This is a genomic window from Gordonia sp. PvP123 (genome assembly GCF_040547295.1).
GTDB lineage: Bacteria > Actinomycetota > Actinomycetes > Mycobacteriales > Mycobacteriaceae > Gordonia > Gordonia terrae.
The window spans coordinates 192,774-207,130 of sequence record NZ_JBEPPN010000004.1 but is presented as its reverse complement, the minus strand read 5'-3'; the positions used below and the strand labels follow the sequence as shown (position 1 = coordinate 207,130).

Genomic DNA, 14,357 nt, shown 5'->3' with positions numbered 1-14,357 from the left:
CGCCGATAGTAGGCTGTAGCGCGATGACCACCGTCTATTTCCTGATCGCCGCCGTGGCCCTACTGGGTGCGGGTGTCCTGTTGTGGCTCGACCGCCAGCGGTCGAGCGATGCACGGCACCAGCGTGCGGTCTGGGGCGATGAACACGAGTTCAAGTTCCGTGAGTCGGACACCAAGCTGCGCAAGGTGTTTCGGCGCGCCACCATGAACGTGGGCCACCACATCCCGGTCCAGGACGTCGCATACGGACACTACGCCGGGGTGGAGGCCGTGGTCTTCGACCTCGCCGAGACCGCGACCGTGATCGCCGTCCGACGCTCTTCGCCGTCGCATGTCGTCGTCGACCTCCGGCACGAGGACGTCCTCGCCCCCGCCGAGGAGGACGTGGAACTGCTGGGTGCGATGGGCCCGCGTGTCATGTTCTCCAACAATCTCGACGTCGCCCGTCGGGTCTGCGACCGCCGGATGGTCGCGCTCGCCAACAAGGCGCCCGCGTTCGTCGAGGTCCTCTGGAACGAGGGCAACTGGGCGCTGGGCTCGATGCCGGTGACGAACGACCCGGCCAAGCTGAACACGGGTCTGGAGGTCGTTCGCCGATTCGCCGACCTGCTGCGAGTGCTGCCGCCGGTCCGGGAACCCGAGGACTCGCCCGATCCGCGCGACCCGCACGGACCCACGCGGGCCGAACTCGCCGACGAGAAGACCGAATCGTTGCGGGACAAGCGCAGGCGGCAGGCCCAGGGCGAGTCGCGGGCCGGCGGCTCCACGGCCGGCGCGTCGCAGCCGGCGGAGTCCGACAATCCGGCACCGACGCGCACACCCCCGTCACCGACCACCGGTGGCCGCCGGATGTCGCCGATGCCCGTCCGCGGGTCCGGCGCGACTTCCGACGAGGCACCTCGCCGGGACACGGGCGAGCGGCCCAACCGGCACCGCAACTGATCGCGCCCAGCACGCCACGCACCGGAGATCGTCGATCCCGGCACGTTCGACCGAGAGGGAAGTCGCATGTCCTCGTCCGCCCCGGTTCCCGCCGAGACCCCGCGGGTCGACCCGGCCGCGAAGGCACGGCTCGCCGAGCTCGTCCGTGAGCTCGCCGTCGTCCACGGCAAGGTGACGCTGTCGTCGGGTAAAGAGGCCGACTACTACGTCGACCTGCGCCGGGCGACGCTGCACCACGAGGCCTCGCGACTGATCGGCACGCTGATGCGGGAGCTGACCGCGGACTGGGAGTACGCCGCGGTCGGTGGCCTGACCCTCGGCGCGGACCCCGTGGCGACGTCGATCATGCACGCGGACGGCCGGTCGGTCGACGCGTTCGTCGTCCGCAAGGCAGCCAAGGCGCACGGCATGCAACGTCAGATCGAGGGGCCCGACATCGTCGGCCGCGACGTGCTCGTCGTCGAGGACACCAGCACGACCGGGGCCTCCCCGTCCACGGCTGTCGAAGCCGTCCGCGGTATCGGTGGCAACGTCGTCGGGGTGGCCACCGTCGTCGACCGCGCGACCGGCGCGGACGCGGTCATCACGGCCCTCGGCGTGCCGTACCGCTCCCTCCTCGACCTCGGCGATCTCGGGCTTGCCTGACGAGTCGGCCGGTCACGGCGGAGACGACGCCGCGGGACCCACCGAGTGGCAGACCGGGCCGGCCGTCGGGGTCGGGCCCTGGACCGTCGAGCATCCGGGCGAGCCCGTGCCCGATGATCCGCGCCTCGACGCCGAGCTCCTCGCCCACGGGGACACCCGCAACGTCGTCGACGCGTATCGGTACTGGTCGCGAGAGGCGATCGTCGCCGACATCGACGCCCGGCGGCATCCACTCCACGTCGCCATCGAGAACTTCGCGCACGACGCCAACATCGGCACCGTGGTGCGCACCGCCAATGCCTTCGCGGTGGCCGCCGTCCACATCGTCGGACGGCGCCGCTGGAATCGCCGCGGAGCGATGGTGACCGACCGATACCAGCACCTGATGCACCACGAGACGGTGTCCGACCTGATCGCCTGGGCTCGGGACGCGCGACTCACCGTGGTGGCTGTGGACAACACGCCCGGTGCGCGGCCCCTCGAGACGGCGGATCTACCGCGCGACTGCGTGCTGCTGTTCGGTCAGGAGGGCCCGGGGGTCAGCGACGACGCGCAGCGCGAGGCCGATCTCACGGTGTCCATCGCCCAGTTCGGCTCGACGCGCAGCATCAACGCGGGCGTCGCCGCCGGAATCGCCATGCACGCGTGGGTCCGGCAGCACGCCGACCTCGACGCCGCGTGGTGACGGGCGGCTCAGAATCCTGCGGTGGGGTTGATCTCGGACCTCGGCAGCGCCGACGTGGGGACATTCCACTTGTCGAACAACCGCTGGTACTCGCCGCGGGCGATGAGGGTGTTGACCGCTTGACTGATCGCCCGGGCGACCGGGGAGTTCTTGGCCGTCACGAATCCGACGACGGTGGTGGAGTATTCGCCGAGGAACGTCGTCCCGGGCACCTTGTCGACGAGGTACCGCAGCGACAGGGTGGGGCCGAAGTAGGCGTCGACCTTGTTGTTCTGCAGGCTGAGAATGATCGCGCCCTGGTCGTCGAGGTACTGAACCGAGTAGGCGGGCTTGCCGTGTGTCGTGCACTCCTGCACGCCCTTCTCCAAGATCTGTTGGAAGGTGGTGCCGGATCCGGTCACGATCTTCTTGCCGCACAGGTCTTCCAGCGTCGTGACGGAGGTCAGACCGGACCCGGACGAGCCGACAAAGGCCTGTCCGTCATTGAGGTACGTGGCGAAGTCGACCACCTCGAGCCGAGACCTCGTCACACCGAAGTTGCCCTGCCCCACCTGATATCGGCCGTTCTGCACGCCGGGGATGATGGTCGAGAAGGTGCCGACCTCCTCGTTCCACGTCACGCCGAGGGCTTTGGCGACCGCGTTGCGCAGGTCGACGTCGAGGCCAACCGGGTTGCCCTCCGGGACCTCGCCCGCGTGCGGGAGGTTGTTGACCCCGGGCGCGCGGGTGAGGCCGAGGGTGAGCTCGCCGGTCCCCGGCGGCAGGAGGGCCTGCGCGGCGGGATCGACCGCCACCGACGACACCACGTCCTGGGTGGGGATCGCATAGCTCTCGCCGGCCGGGTCGGTCGAGCCACCGCATGCGCCGATCATCAGCGTCGCGGCTGCGATCAGAGGTAGGGCGAGCAGAGCGCGGCTGCGCATGGGTTCTCCTTGGCGTCGTCAGTGGTGTGGGAAGGTCAGCGCACGGCCGCGAGGAATTCGCGGGTGCGGGGGTGCTCGGCGGCGGCGAAAATGCGCTCGGGCGAACCGGTCTCGACGATCAGGCCGTCGTCCATGAAGATCACGGTGTCGGCGACATCGCGGGCGAAACCGATCTCGTGGGTGACGACGACAAGGGTCATTCCGGATTCGGCGAGGTCGCGGATGACGGCGAGGACCTCGCCCACCAGCTCGGGGTCGAGCGCGGAGGTCGGCTCGTCGAACAGGACGACGTCGGGTTGCATGGCGAGGGTGCGAGCGATGGCCACCCGCTGTTGCTGACCGCCGGACAGGTGCGACGGGTACGACTTCTCACGTCCCGCGAGGCCCACCCGGGCGAGCAACGCCCGCCCCCGCTCGTCCGCCTCGTCCGGTGAGGTGCCGGCCGCGAGCTGACCCTCGGTGAGGTTCTCCAGGACGGTGAAGTGCGGGAACAGGTTGAACTGCTGGAAGACCATGCCGATCCGGCGGCGTTGTCGAGCGACCTCACGGGGAGGCAGTTCGCGCAATACCGTCTCGCCGTTGCGTCGGCGCGTTTCGCGGTAACCGATGACATCGCCGTGCACCCGCACATGACCGCGGTCGGGGCGCTCCAGATGGTTGACACACCGCAGCAGAGTGGACTTTCCGGACCCCGACGGTCCGAGCACGATGGCCACCTCCCCGGTGGCGACATCGAGGTCGATGCCGCGCAGAACCTCCCGGCCGCCGAAGGACTTCTCGAGGCCGCGGATCTCCACGGCGCTCATCGCGGCGTCCCGGGCAGGCGCGGGCGCAGACGCGCGGCGTCGCGGAGGATGTCGGCGAACGGACGTGCGTCGCGTCGGCCCCGGGCGAAACGCCGCTCCACGAAGTACTGACCGATCGCCAGCAGCGAGGTGATCACGATGTACCAGATGGTGGCCACCAGCAGCAGCGGCATCACCTTGAAGTTCTGGTTGTAGACCAGCTGCACCGAATACAGCAGATCGGTCACGGCGATCACGCTGACCAGCGACGTCGACTTCAGCAAACCGATGAGCAGGTTGCCGGAGGCGGGGACGATCGCGGGCATCGCCTGGGGGAGGACGATGCGCCGGAAGATCCGGCTGGGAGCGAGCCCCAGCGAGCGGGCGGCCTCGGTCTGTCCGTCGTCGACCGAGACGAGTCCGCCGCGCACGATCTCGGCCGCGAACGCTGCCACGTCGATGGTCAGCGCGATGAAGGCTGCTGTCAGCGGACCGATGAGGTGAGTGGTGTCCACCGAGGTGAACTCGGGCCCGAACGGGATGCCCAGCGACAGGCGTGGATAGAGCGAAGCGAGCTGAAACCAGAACAGCAGCAGCACCAGTGGCGGCACCGACCGCACGATCCACACGAATCCGAACGAGATCGACTGGAGCAGCGGGCCGCCCCACAAGCGCATCGCCGCCAGTCCGATGCCGAGCACGAATCCGGCGGCGAACGTCACCGCGGTGAGCCACAGTGTGAGCCACAAGCCGCGCAGCACCGACTCCTGGGTGAAGTACTGCGCCACCGTGGGCCATTCGAAGCGCTCGTTGGTCACCAGTGTGTTGACGAACATCGCGCCCAGGACGACGGCCACCGTCGCTGCGACCCACCGCCCAGGGCGGCGACGGCCCACCAGACGCATCTGTGACGGGGCGGCGTCGAGCACGGGACCCGTCGCCGTGACGGTCGGAGTTGCCATGATCGGCGACGCTAAGCGCGCAGGCGCCCCGGCGGAAGGTTAAGAATCGAGCTGACGGGATGACTCGGCGCGCCGGCCGAGGGGCCGATCAGTTCTCGGCGGTCTGATTCTTCGCATCGTCGGACGCGGGCAGCGGAGCTTCCTCGACGACCTTCTTGCGCGAGCGCAGGATGCGCTTGCCGATCTCGGTGATGATCGGCAGAACCGAGATGAAGACGATGAACAGGAAGATGTAGTCGATGTTGTCGCGGATGAACTCGATCTGCCCCAGGAAGTATCCGAGCAGCGTGACACCCGCGCCCCAGGCGATCGCGCCGATGATGTTGTACGTGAGGAAGATCGGGTACCGCATCTTCGCGGCACCGGCGACCAGCGGTGCGTAGGTCCGCACGATGGGGACGAAGCGCGCGAGGATGATCGTCACCGGGCCGTGCTTCTCGAAGAACTCGTGCGCTTCCTCGATGTAGACCTGCTTCAAGATCTTCGCGTCCGGCCGGAACAGCGAATACCCCGCCTTCTTGCCGATCCAGTAGCCGACCTGGTCGCCGAGGAACGCCGCGATGGGGATCAGCACGAGGAGCACCCAGAGCGGTGCGAACGGTTCGATCTCCGCGGACTTCGCCGCCACGATGAGACCCGCGGTGAAGAGCAGCGAGTCGCCGGGGAGCAGCGGGAACAGCAGACCCGACTCGATGAACACGACCAGCAGGAGACCGGCCAGCATCCATGTGCCGAACGAGTTGAGCAGGTTCACCGGATCCAGGAATCCCGGCAGGAGCGCCAGGTTGGTGGTCGTGGTGGCAAGAGCGGAGTCGATCACGGGGACCCAGAGTACCTGCGGGTGCGTCGAGGACAGAATCTCACGGCTCCGCCATCGTCGTTTTCCAGCAGGTCCGGGCACGAATGGTGCCCGCGCCGGGCGATGTGGCACCTGCCATACTGGGGGGAGTCCGGCCGCGGGAAGTCCGGCTGCTCGCCACCGAAGCACCACTCGAGGCGAGAGAACCCGAACACCAGAGCACATCAACACCCTGGAGGATTCGTCGATGCCCATTGCAACCCCGGAGCAGTACGCCGAGATGTTCGACAAGGCGAAGAAGGGCGGTTACGCATTCCCCGCGATCAACTGCACCTCGTCGTCGACGATCAACGCCGCGATCAAGGGTTTCGCCGACGCAGGCAGTGACGGGATCATCCAGTTCTCGACCGGTGGCGCCGAGTTCGGGTCCGGCCAGGGTGTCAAGGACATGGTGACCGGCGCGGTCGCACTCGCCGAGTTCGCGCACGTCGTCGCGGCCAAGTACGACGTCCTCATCGGTCTGCACACCGACCACTGCCCCAAGGACAAGCTCGACACCTACGTCCGGCCGCTGCTGCAGATCTCGCAGGAGCGCGTCGACGCCGGCCGCAATCCGCTCTTCCAGTCGCACATGTGGGACGGCAGCGCCGTGCCGCTCGACGAGAACCTGGAGATCGCCAAGGAACTGCTGGCCAAGGCCGGTGCCGCCAACATCATCCTCGAGATCGAGATCGGCGTGGTCGGTGGCGAAGAGGACGGCGTCGAGAACGAGATCAACGACAAGCTGTTCACCACCCCCGAGGACTTCGAGAAGACCATCGAGGCGCTCGGTGCCAGCGACAGCGGCAACCGTTACCTGCTGGCCGCGACCTTCGGCAACGTGCACGGCGTCTACAAGCCGGGCAACGTCAAGCTGCGTCCCGATGTGCTCAACACCGGCCAGGAAGTGGCGACCAAGAAGCTGGGTCTGGCCGAGGGCGCCAAGCCGTTCGACTTCGTCTTCCATGGCGGTTCGGGCTCGCTGAAGAGCGAGATCGACGAGGCGCTGAGCTACGGCGTCATCAAGATGAACGTCGACACCGACACGCAGTACGCCTACACCCGCCCGGTCGCCGGCCACATGTTCGGCAACTACGACGGTGTGCTGAAGGTCGACGGCGACGTCGGCAACAAGAAGGTCTACGACCCGCGCAGCTGGTCGAAGAAGGCCGAGAGCAACATGAGCGAGCGCGTTGTCGAGGCGTGCAACGACCTCAAGTCCAACGGCAAGTCCCTGACCGCCTGACCGAGGTGACCAACCGCTGCCCGCACTCCGACGAGGGGTGCGGGCAGTGTTGTCCGTGCACTCAGGTGAGGGCGAGACCCACGACAACCGCGGCGGCGAGCGCGATCATGACCAGCGCCGCGATCACGACGGCCGGGTCGACGCGTGACCGGGTCCGTTGCGGTGGACCGACCTCGTAGGGACGGATCCGACTGGTGCGGACCCGGTTGTCCGGCCCGGGAGTCCGGCTGGGCGCCGTGCCCGCGGCCGGCGCCGGTCGGGCCGGCGGCGTGAAGTATCCAGGTGCAGAACGGTCACCCGGCCCGGCCGGCGGCGGGCCGTACCGGTGTCCGTTCGTCACGTGGGGTTGCACACCTTCCAGTCGTCGCCGTCGCGCTGCAGGTTGAGGGTGACGGTCTCGGGCTGGTCGGGTGTGTTGGTGTGCACGGCGACGACCTCGACGACGGCCTGATTGCCGCCCTCGACGACCCGGACCGCGTTGATCGCCTGCGTCTGCACGAGCTCGTTGCGGGCGCGCTGCGCCTCGTAGGTCCGCTCGTACGCGGCATCGTCGAAGTCGCTGTAGAACGCGTTGAGCTCACCGCAGGTGACCGACCGCAGGGTCGAGAGGTCGCCCTCGTACAGCGCGGTCGTGTAGTCCATCGCGACGGTCGCGGCCTCGTCGGCCGGTGCTGGGCCGCGCAGGCTGTTGTAGGCGAAGATGCCGCCGACGACGGCCACGATCACCACCACGACCGCCGCCGCCGCGATCAGCAGGCGCTTGCCGCGCTTCTTCTTCTGCGACGCGGGGCCGCTTCCCGGGATGACCTGGGGTTCGCGGTCGGTCGTCGTCCACCCCGCGGTCGAGGCGGGAACGGCCGGCTCGGGGGTGGTCCGGACCTCGTCATCTGCCGTGGCGGGCTCGTCTCGGGCGGACGCGGCGGCCGCCGCAGCCGCAGCCGCGGGGATGACGGTCGTGGCGGCGTCCGGTCCGTCGGCCTTGCCGGCTTCGTCGGCCTTGTCGTCGGCTTCGGCGTCGTCTGCAGCGTCGGCCGTGTCGGTCTCGGGTGTGCCGGTGGTCCCGCCGGCGGGCACGACGATCGCCTCGGTGGGGGACTCTGCCTCTGTCTCGTCCGTCGCCGTCTCGTCTGTCGCCGTCTCGTCCGTCGCCGCCGCGTCTTCGGTCGGCTCGGTCTCGGTCGGCTCGGTCTCGATCGCCTCGGTCTCGGCGTTCGGGTCCTCGACTTCGTCGGTGGCGTCCCCGGCCTCGTCTGTCGCGGACTCGTCTGTGGTCGACTCCGCGTCTGCAACGTCGTCGTCGGTCTCGGTCGTGCCGGCCGCCACGGCAGCCGCGCCGGCCGCTGCGACACCCGCGCTGACCGCGGTACCCGTCGACGGGTCGGTGTCGTCCTCGGGGACCACCGGCTCAGCCGCCGCGTCGGTGTCGGAGTCCGCCTCGTCGTCCGACTCCGACTCCTCCGTCGATTCCGCTGCGGAGGACTCGGACTCGGACTCGGACGGCTCTGCCTCGGCGGCCTCGTCTGTCGGACCCTCCCCGTCGGTCTCGGATTCGGGCGAGGCTGCCTCGGGCTCCGGGGCCGTCGGGTCGATGTCGTCGAGGTCTTCGAGCCCCTCGGCGTCGGGGAGGTCCGACCGTCGGATGACCGTGGTCTTCGAATCGCTGGGCCCGAGGCGCTTCGGGGCGGGGGCGTCCTCGCTCGTGGCGTCGTCGGTCGCCGTCTCCTCGGTCGAGGCGGACTCGGGTTCGTCGCTCAGCGGGTCGATGTCGTCGAGATCCTCGAGATCCTCGGCAGACGGGAGGCTGTCGCGATTGATCACCTGGGTGGCGCCGTCGATACCGCGTCCACCCTTCGGCTTCGGTGCCGGGGACTTCTTCGCGGCGCCGGCCGCGGTGGACGCGTCTGTCGTGGACTCCGCTGCGGTCGCCTCGGTCCCGGTGGCCGTGTCCTCGGTGGCCTTGCCCTCGGCGGTCTCGTTCTGGGTGGAATCGTCCACAGCTGGCTCGCGGCCCTCTCTGCTGGTGCTGGGTGGCGTGGCGTCGGTGCCGGTCGGAACAGTATCGGGGGTCGGTCGGGCACCCGCCAGGCGAGCACGACGATCCTCCCGGACCTGTTTCAGGGTCGACAGAGCCCTGGTGACAGCAGCTCTCGGCCTCTCAGATCGCGCCATCGACTGATTCACCCCGCATTCCGCCATTGCACGACTTCGGTCCGGCCGCCCGACGACACCGGATCAGCGGGAGGGCAGCAGGACCGATTGCGCCATTCACCCTAGCGAATGGCCCGACAATCCAGCACTAGGGCGTTTGATCGAACGAAGGGTCCCCGGCGACACGATGCTTGAATAGAGGGCATGACGTCTTTCGGAGATCTTCTCGGCCCACAACCGGTTCTGCTCACCGGGGACGACGACGCCGAATCGGACCTGCTCAACGGCGCCGCCGCGGCGGAGGTCGCGGCCGCGCACCCGACCGCGTCGATCGCCTGGGCGTATCTGGCCGAGGCGGCTCTCGAGTCGTCGAAGGGCGCCGCGGCCGGCGGCGACATCGACACGCCCGCGGTGATCGCGGCCTATGCCTACGCGCGGACCGGTTACCACCGCGGCCTCGATCAGCTGCGCCGCCACGGCTGGAAGGGTTTCGGCCCGGTGCCGTGGAGCCATGAACCGAACCGCGGCTTCCTGCGGTGTGTCGGGGCGCTGGCCCGGGCCGCCGAACTGGTGGGCGAGGAGGATGAGCACCTGCGTTGCCTCGACCTGCTCAACGACAGCGATCCACGCGCGGCCGCCGAACTCGGCCTTGTGTGACGACACCGAGACGACCGGTCATCCCGGGATGACGTCCGCCTGATGGGATCGAGCGCCGCGAACCCGTCGTACCCGCGCCGGGTGTTCAACGCGATGCCCGCGCCGCTGAAGAACCGGCTGCGCAGGCTGCGTGTCTCGCTCGTCCCCATCGTGCAGTGCGCGCTCGCGGCGGGCGTCTCCTGGTGGATCGCGGTGGAGATCTTCGTCCATCCCGACCCGTTCTTCGCCCCGATCGCCGCGGTGATCTCGCTCGGCCTCTCGCTGGGGCAGCGGTGGCGGCGCGCAGCCGAACTCGTCGGCGGCGTCGCGATCGGGATCCTCGTCGGCGACCTCTTCATCAGCCTGGTCGGTGAGGGGGCGTGGCAGATCATGATCGTCGTCGCCCTGGCGATGACGGTGGCGGTCTTCCTCGACGACGGTCCGCTCGTCCCCATGCAGGCGGCCTCGTCGGCCGCGTTGGTCGCGACGCTTCTCCCGCCCGGCGGGGTGGCGGGTTTCCATCGCGCGCTCGACGCGCTGATCGGCGGGCTGGTCGGCATCCTCGTGGGGGCGCTGCTACCGGTGAACCCGGCGAGCCGGGCGCGCCGGGACGCGGCCGGGGTCCTCGCCACGGTTCGCGACGCCGCCCGTCAGCTGGCCACCGGACTCCGTGAGCGCGACGAGGAACTCATCGCGGCCGCACTCGAAGCCGGCCGCGGGACGCAGGCGGAGATCAACAAGATGCGGTCGGACATGACGGGCGGACGCGAGGTCACCCGGATCTCACCGCTCTACTGGGGTTCGCGGATGCGGTTGGACCGGATCTCGGCCACCGCCGACCCGATCGACAACGCCGTGCGCAATTTCCGGATCATCGCGCGGCGCTCGCTCGGCATGACCCAGCGGGGGGTGCCGGTGCTCCCCGAATTGATCGAGATCATCGACGATCTCGCCGGCGCCTTCGAGGTGCTGCGCGCGATGATGATGGCCGACCCCGGCGAGGAACCCGACCAGGCCGACGCGGCCAGGGTGATCCGCAGCATCGTGCGCAAGGCCCGGATCGACCTGGTCACCAACAGCGAGTTGTCGGAGGCTGCGCTGCTCGCGGAGATCCGCTCGCTGCTCGTCGACCTGCTGATGACGGCGGGTCTGCGCAGGTCCTCGGCGCTGGCGACCCTGCGGAGCTGACCGGCCTGTTGCCACATATGCGAAGTTCTGCATATATTGACCGGCATCATGGGGCATTCACATTCGCACTCGCACGCTCCCGCGGGCGGTGGGCAGCGGCGGCTCTGGCCGATGGTGCTGGCGGTGGGACTGATCGGCAGCTACTTCGTCGTCGAACTCGTCACCGGCATCCTGGTGAACTCGCTCGCGCTGATCGCCGACGCGGGACACATGCTGACCGACGTCGTCGCGCTCGTCATGGGGCTGATCGCGCTGTTGCTCGGCCGGCACGGGCGGATCACCGACACCCGTAGTTTCGGCTGGCACCGCGCCGAGGTGTTCACCGCGGTCGCCAATGCCGTGCTGTTGATGGGCGTCGCCGCGTTCGTGCTCTACGAGGCGGTGGAACGCATCGGCAGCGATCCGCAGGTCCCGGGACTCACGCTGATCGTCGTGGCCCTGATCGGTCTGCTGGTGAATCTCGGGGTCATGTTGCTGTTGCGCGCGGACGCCAAGGAGTCGATCGCGGTCCGCGGCGCCTACCTCGAAGTCCTGGCCGACGCCGTCGGCAGCGTCGGTGTCCTGGTGGCCGGCATCGTCGCGATGACGACCGGATGGGGTTACGCCGACATCGTCGTCGCGGTGCTGATCGCGCTGTGGGTGGTCCCGCGCGCGGTGCGACTCGCGCTCGATGCGCTTCGCATCCTCAACCAGCAGGCGCCGGCCCACGTCGACGTCGAGGCGTTGCGGGCCGATCTGGCCGACATCCCCGTGGTCGACGACGTGCACGATCTCCATGTCTGGACGCTCACGACGGGGATGGACGTGGCCACCGTCCATCTCGGCAGCAGTCGCCCCAACGGTGAGGTGCTGCCCGCCGCGCAGGCCGTCCTGGCCCGGCACGGACTCGAGCACGCGACGGTGCAGATCGATCCCGACGACCACCAGCGACGATGTCGGGACGAGATGACCTGGTGACCGTGCGTCACACCCCACCGTCGACGCGGTGGCCGCCGACCTCGGCTACACGGTGCCGACCCTCTGGTACGGCTCGCTGTCGGACTCCGGCCTGATCACCGAGAAGTATCTGATCCGCTGCGCGCGCAAGTACTTCCGCCCGCAGAGCATCGTCATCGGTCACGCCAATCACGATCCGGTGACCAAGGTGTACCCCGAACTCGTCGAGATCATCCGGAATCGCCGGCTGCGCATGGTGACTCTGGACGACTTCTTCGTCGCGGCCCGATGACTGCTCGGCCGCGCATTCTCCTGCCCTGACCGGCGACGGTTGCACACGGCCGCAACTTTTCGCTCACCATGATTCGTAGTCGCCGGATCGGGACGTCGCGTCGTTACCGTGTGTCGGTCATGGCTACCACCACACTCACAGCACCTGCCCCGGCCGGCGAGACCGAGGCCGAGCGGCGCAAGCGGCTCCGGACCGTCGTCGCGGCGAGTCTTCTCGGCACGACCGTCGAGTGGTACGACTTCTTCCTCTATGCGACCGCGGCCAGCCTGGTGTTCAACCAGCTCTTCTTCCCCGACCAGAGTTCGTTCGTCGGAACCCTGCTGTCCTTCGCGACCTTCGCGGTGGGCTTCGTGGTGCGCCCGATCGGCGGAATCGTGTTCGGGCACATCGGCGATCGCATCGGCCGCAAGCGCACGCTCGCGATCACGATGGTGATGATGGGCGTCGCGACCGCGCTCATGGGTGTACTCCCGACCGCGGCGTCGGTCGGGGTGCTCGCCCCGATCCTGTTGCTGCTCTTGCGCATCGTTCAGGGGTTCGCGCTGGGCGGGGAGTGGGCGGGCGCCGTCCTGCTGTCGGTCGAGCACAGCCCCGACGGCAAACGCGGTCTGTTCGGGAGCATCCCGCAAATCGGCCTGGCACTCGGACTCGCCTTGGGCACAGGTGTGTTCGCCCTGCTGCAGGTGGCGCTCGACGATCAGGCCTTCCTGACCTACGGCTGGCGTATCGCGTTCCTGGTGAGCATCGTGCTGGTGGTCATCGGGTTCGTCGTACGCCTCAAGGTCGACGAGACGCCGGCCTTCGCCGAGGTCGCCGAACTCGCGAAGAAGTCCACGGCACCGCTGCGCGACGTCGTGGTCCCGCCGAACACGCGCAACACCGTCCTCGGCCTCCTCGCCCGGTGGGGTGAGGGATCGGCCTTCAACACCTGGGGCGTCTTCGCGATCGCCTACGCGACCACCGAACTCGACATGGAAAAGGTCCCGGTCCTGGTGGCCGTGACGATCGCATCGCTGGTCATGGCGGCTCTGTTGCCGTTCTCCGGACTGCTCACCGACCGCTACGGCGCCAAGACGATCTATCTGGTCGGGATCACCGCCTACGGCGTCGCGGTCTACCCGGTGTTCGTGCTGTTCGGGACGTCGAATCTGCTGTGGTTCACCGTCGGGCTGGTGATCGTCTTCGGCGTGATCCATGCACTGTTCTACGGCGCGCAGGGCACATTGTTCGCGAGTCTGTACCCGACCCCGGTGCGCTACACCGGTCTGTCGGTCGTCTACCAGTTCTCCGGGATCTACGCATCGGGTCTGACGCCGCTCATCCTCACCGCGCTGATCGGCGCGGCGAGTGGGTCGCCGTGGCTCGCAGCCGGATACCTGGTGCTCACCGCGATCATCAGCGTCGTGGCGACCGCCCTCATCCGACGCGACGACCTCCACCTCACGACGGGGCCGGAGGCGCTGCCCGTCAGGGACGTACGAGCAGCAGATCGGTGACGTGTCGGTAGAACGTCGACCGCTTCAGGACGCGTGGGTTCACCACCCCTTCGCGTTCGACGACGACGTTGGTGCCCCCGGTCTGGCAGGCCCGTCCGGCGAACCACTTGCCCGGCAACAACATCCGCTCCACCTGTGCGCGCAGCCCGGGCGCGGTGAGGGTCGGCTCGATGAGCACGGAACGCACCTCGCCGTCGAACAGGCGCTCGTTGTCGACGTAGGTCTCGCCGTGCAGCTTCGCGCCCTCGGCACCCAGGTGGCGGGCGCTGCCGACCACGACCGTCGCGGCGTCGTCGCGGATGAGCGGTACCGCGACCGCGGTGCCGTGCTCGGCCAGGTCGCGTGCCGCCGGCCCGTGCGGCAACCCGTAGCGGCGCGTCGCCGGGGTGGCCTCGGCGGAGACGTACGCGACCTCGACGTCGAGTCGTTCGGTGACCATCAGTGCGGCGAGCACCTGGGACAGGAAGATGTCGTTCTCGTGGGCCACGGTGGGCGCGAACCGCTCGGCGACGCGCGGCTCGACGACGAGGCGGGAGACGTCGGGATCGGCCAGGGCATCGGCGACCGCGGCGCGGACGGCCTTCTTGTCGTCGGCGCGGCTGGTCTGGGTCAGAAGGGCAAACGGCACGCGGATAG

At 68.8% G+C, this 14,357-nt stretch carries 15 protein-coding genes and 1 pseudogene; 9 read left to right on the top strand and 7 right to left on the bottom strand.

The window, feature by feature from the left end; all coding sequences use genetic code 11:
- Positions 1–23: 23 nt before the first annotated feature.
- From ABIC25_RS08815 to ABIC25_RS08805, 3 genes are all read left to right on the top strand, one after another.
- Positions 24–941, top strand: coding sequence for a TtfA family protein (locus ABIC25_RS08815; protein ID WP_354560989.1), 918 nt, complete (start codon positions 24–26; stop codon positions 939–941).
- A 66-nt stretch (positions 942–1,007) separates the two neighbouring features.
- The gene (pyrE, locus tag ABIC25_RS08810) at positions 1,008–1,586 is read left to right on the top strand and encodes an orotate phosphoribosyltransferase (protein WP_239403821.1); all 579 of its coding nucleotides are present in this window, start codon (positions 1,008–1,010) and stop codon (positions 1,584–1,586) included.
- The gene (locus tag ABIC25_RS08805) at positions 1,579–2,271 is read left to right on the top strand and encodes a TrmH family RNA methyltransferase (RefSeq protein ID WP_004021339.1); all 693 of its coding nucleotides are present in this window, start codon (positions 1,579–1,581) and stop codon (positions 2,269–2,271) included. Before pyrE ends, ABIC25_RS08805 begins: the two co-directional genes overlap by 8 nt.
- A gap of 8 nt (positions 2,272–2,279) precedes the next feature.
- On the opposite strand, the gene ABIC25_RS08800 is transcribed toward ABIC25_RS08805, so the two are convergent.
- The 4 genes from ABIC25_RS08800 to ABIC25_RS08785 all read right to left on the bottom strand — a co-directional run bounded on the left by ABIC25_RS08800 (position 2,280) and on the right by ABIC25_RS08785 (position 5,761).
- A complete protein-coding gene (locus ABIC25_RS08800; protein WP_354560987.1) occupies positions 2,280–3,194 on the bottom strand; it encodes an ABC transporter substrate-binding protein in 915 nt (304 codons plus the stop codon).
- 35 nt (positions 3,195–3,229) lie between these two features.
- Positions 3,230–4,000, bottom strand: coding sequence for an amino acid ABC transporter ATP-binding protein (locus ABIC25_RS08795; protein WP_248643531.1), 771 nt, complete (start codon positions 3,998–4,000; stop codon positions 3,230–3,232).
- Positions 3,997–4,941 carry an amino acid ABC transporter permease gene (locus ABIC25_RS08790; RefSeq protein WP_004021342.1) on the bottom strand — a complete coding sequence of 315 codons (945 nt, stop codon included), beginning with the start codon at positions 4,939–4,941 and terminating at the stop codon, positions 3,997–3,999. Before ABIC25_RS08790 ends, ABIC25_RS08795 begins: the two co-directional genes overlap by 4 nt.
- 88 nt (positions 4,942–5,029) lie before the next feature.
- Positions 5,030–5,761 carry a VTT domain-containing protein gene (locus ABIC25_RS08785; protein ID WP_239403816.1) on the bottom strand — a complete coding sequence of 244 codons (732 nt, stop codon included), beginning with the start codon at positions 5,759–5,761 and terminating at the stop codon, positions 5,030–5,032.
- Positions 5,762–5,987: 226 nt separating this feature from the next.
- Here ABIC25_RS08785 and fbaA point away from each other — a divergent pair, with 226 nt between their 5' ends.
- A complete protein-coding gene (fbaA, locus tag ABIC25_RS08780; RefSeq protein ID WP_004021344.1) occupies positions 5,988–7,025 on the top strand; it encodes a class II fructose-bisphosphate aldolase in 1,038 nt (345 codons plus the stop codon).
- A 61-nt stretch (positions 7,026–7,086) separates the two neighbouring features.
- Here fbaA and ABIC25_RS08775 read toward each other — a convergent pair whose 3' ends face one another.
- The gene (locus ABIC25_RS08775; RefSeq protein WP_354560985.1) at positions 7,087–7,365 is read right to left on the bottom strand and encodes a hypothetical protein; all 279 of its coding nucleotides are present in this window, start codon (positions 7,363–7,365) and stop codon (positions 7,087–7,089) included.
- Complete coding sequence (locus ABIC25_RS08770) at positions 7,362–9,020, bottom strand: Rv0361 family membrane protein (RefSeq protein WP_354560984.1); 1,659 nt, start codon at positions 9,018–9,020, stop codon at positions 7,362–7,364. Before ABIC25_RS08770 ends, ABIC25_RS08775 begins: the two co-directional genes overlap by 4 nt.
- A 357-nt stretch (positions 9,021–9,377) precedes the next feature.
- Between ABIC25_RS08770 and ABIC25_RS08765 the strand changes: the two genes are divergently transcribed.
- The 5 genes and pseudogenes from ABIC25_RS08765 to ABIC25_RS08745 all read left to right on the top strand — a co-directional run bounded on the left by ABIC25_RS08765 (position 9,378) and on the right by ABIC25_RS08745 (position 13,721).
- Complete coding sequence (locus ABIC25_RS08765; protein WP_101819770.1) at positions 9,378–9,830, top strand: DUF3151 domain-containing protein; 453 nt, start codon at positions 9,378–9,380, stop codon at positions 9,828–9,830.
- A gap of 42 nt (positions 9,831–9,872) precedes the next feature.
- Positions 9,873–10,997 carry an FUSC family protein gene (locus ABIC25_RS08760; protein WP_354560982.1) on the top strand — a complete coding sequence of 375 codons (1,125 nt, stop codon included), beginning with the start codon at positions 9,873–9,875 and terminating at the stop codon, positions 10,995–10,997.
- A 48-nt stretch (positions 10,998–11,045) separates the two neighbouring features.
- Entirely contained in the window at positions 11,046–11,954 is a 909-nt protein-coding gene (locus ABIC25_RS08755; protein WP_033206121.1) for a cation diffusion facilitator family transporter, read from the top strand.
- A 16-nt stretch (positions 11,955–11,970) separates the two neighbouring features.
- Positions 11,971–12,225, top strand: a pseudogene (locus ABIC25_RS08750) (polysaccharide deacetylase family protein); the annotation flags it as partial.
- Positions 12,226–12,344: 119 nt separating this feature from the next.
- Positions 12,345–13,721, top strand: coding sequence for an MFS transporter (locus ABIC25_RS08745; protein ID WP_101819875.1), 1,377 nt, complete (start codon positions 12,345–12,347; stop codon positions 13,719–13,721).
- Here ABIC25_RS08745 and ABIC25_RS08740 read toward each other — a convergent pair.
- Positions 13,693–14,349, bottom strand: coding sequence for a hypothetical protein (locus tag ABIC25_RS08740; protein WP_239403811.1), 657 nt, complete (start codon positions 14,347–14,349; stop codon positions 13,693–13,695). The genes ABIC25_RS08745 and ABIC25_RS08740 overlap by 29 nt on opposite strands.
- Positions 14,350–14,357 lie beyond the last annotated feature (8 nt).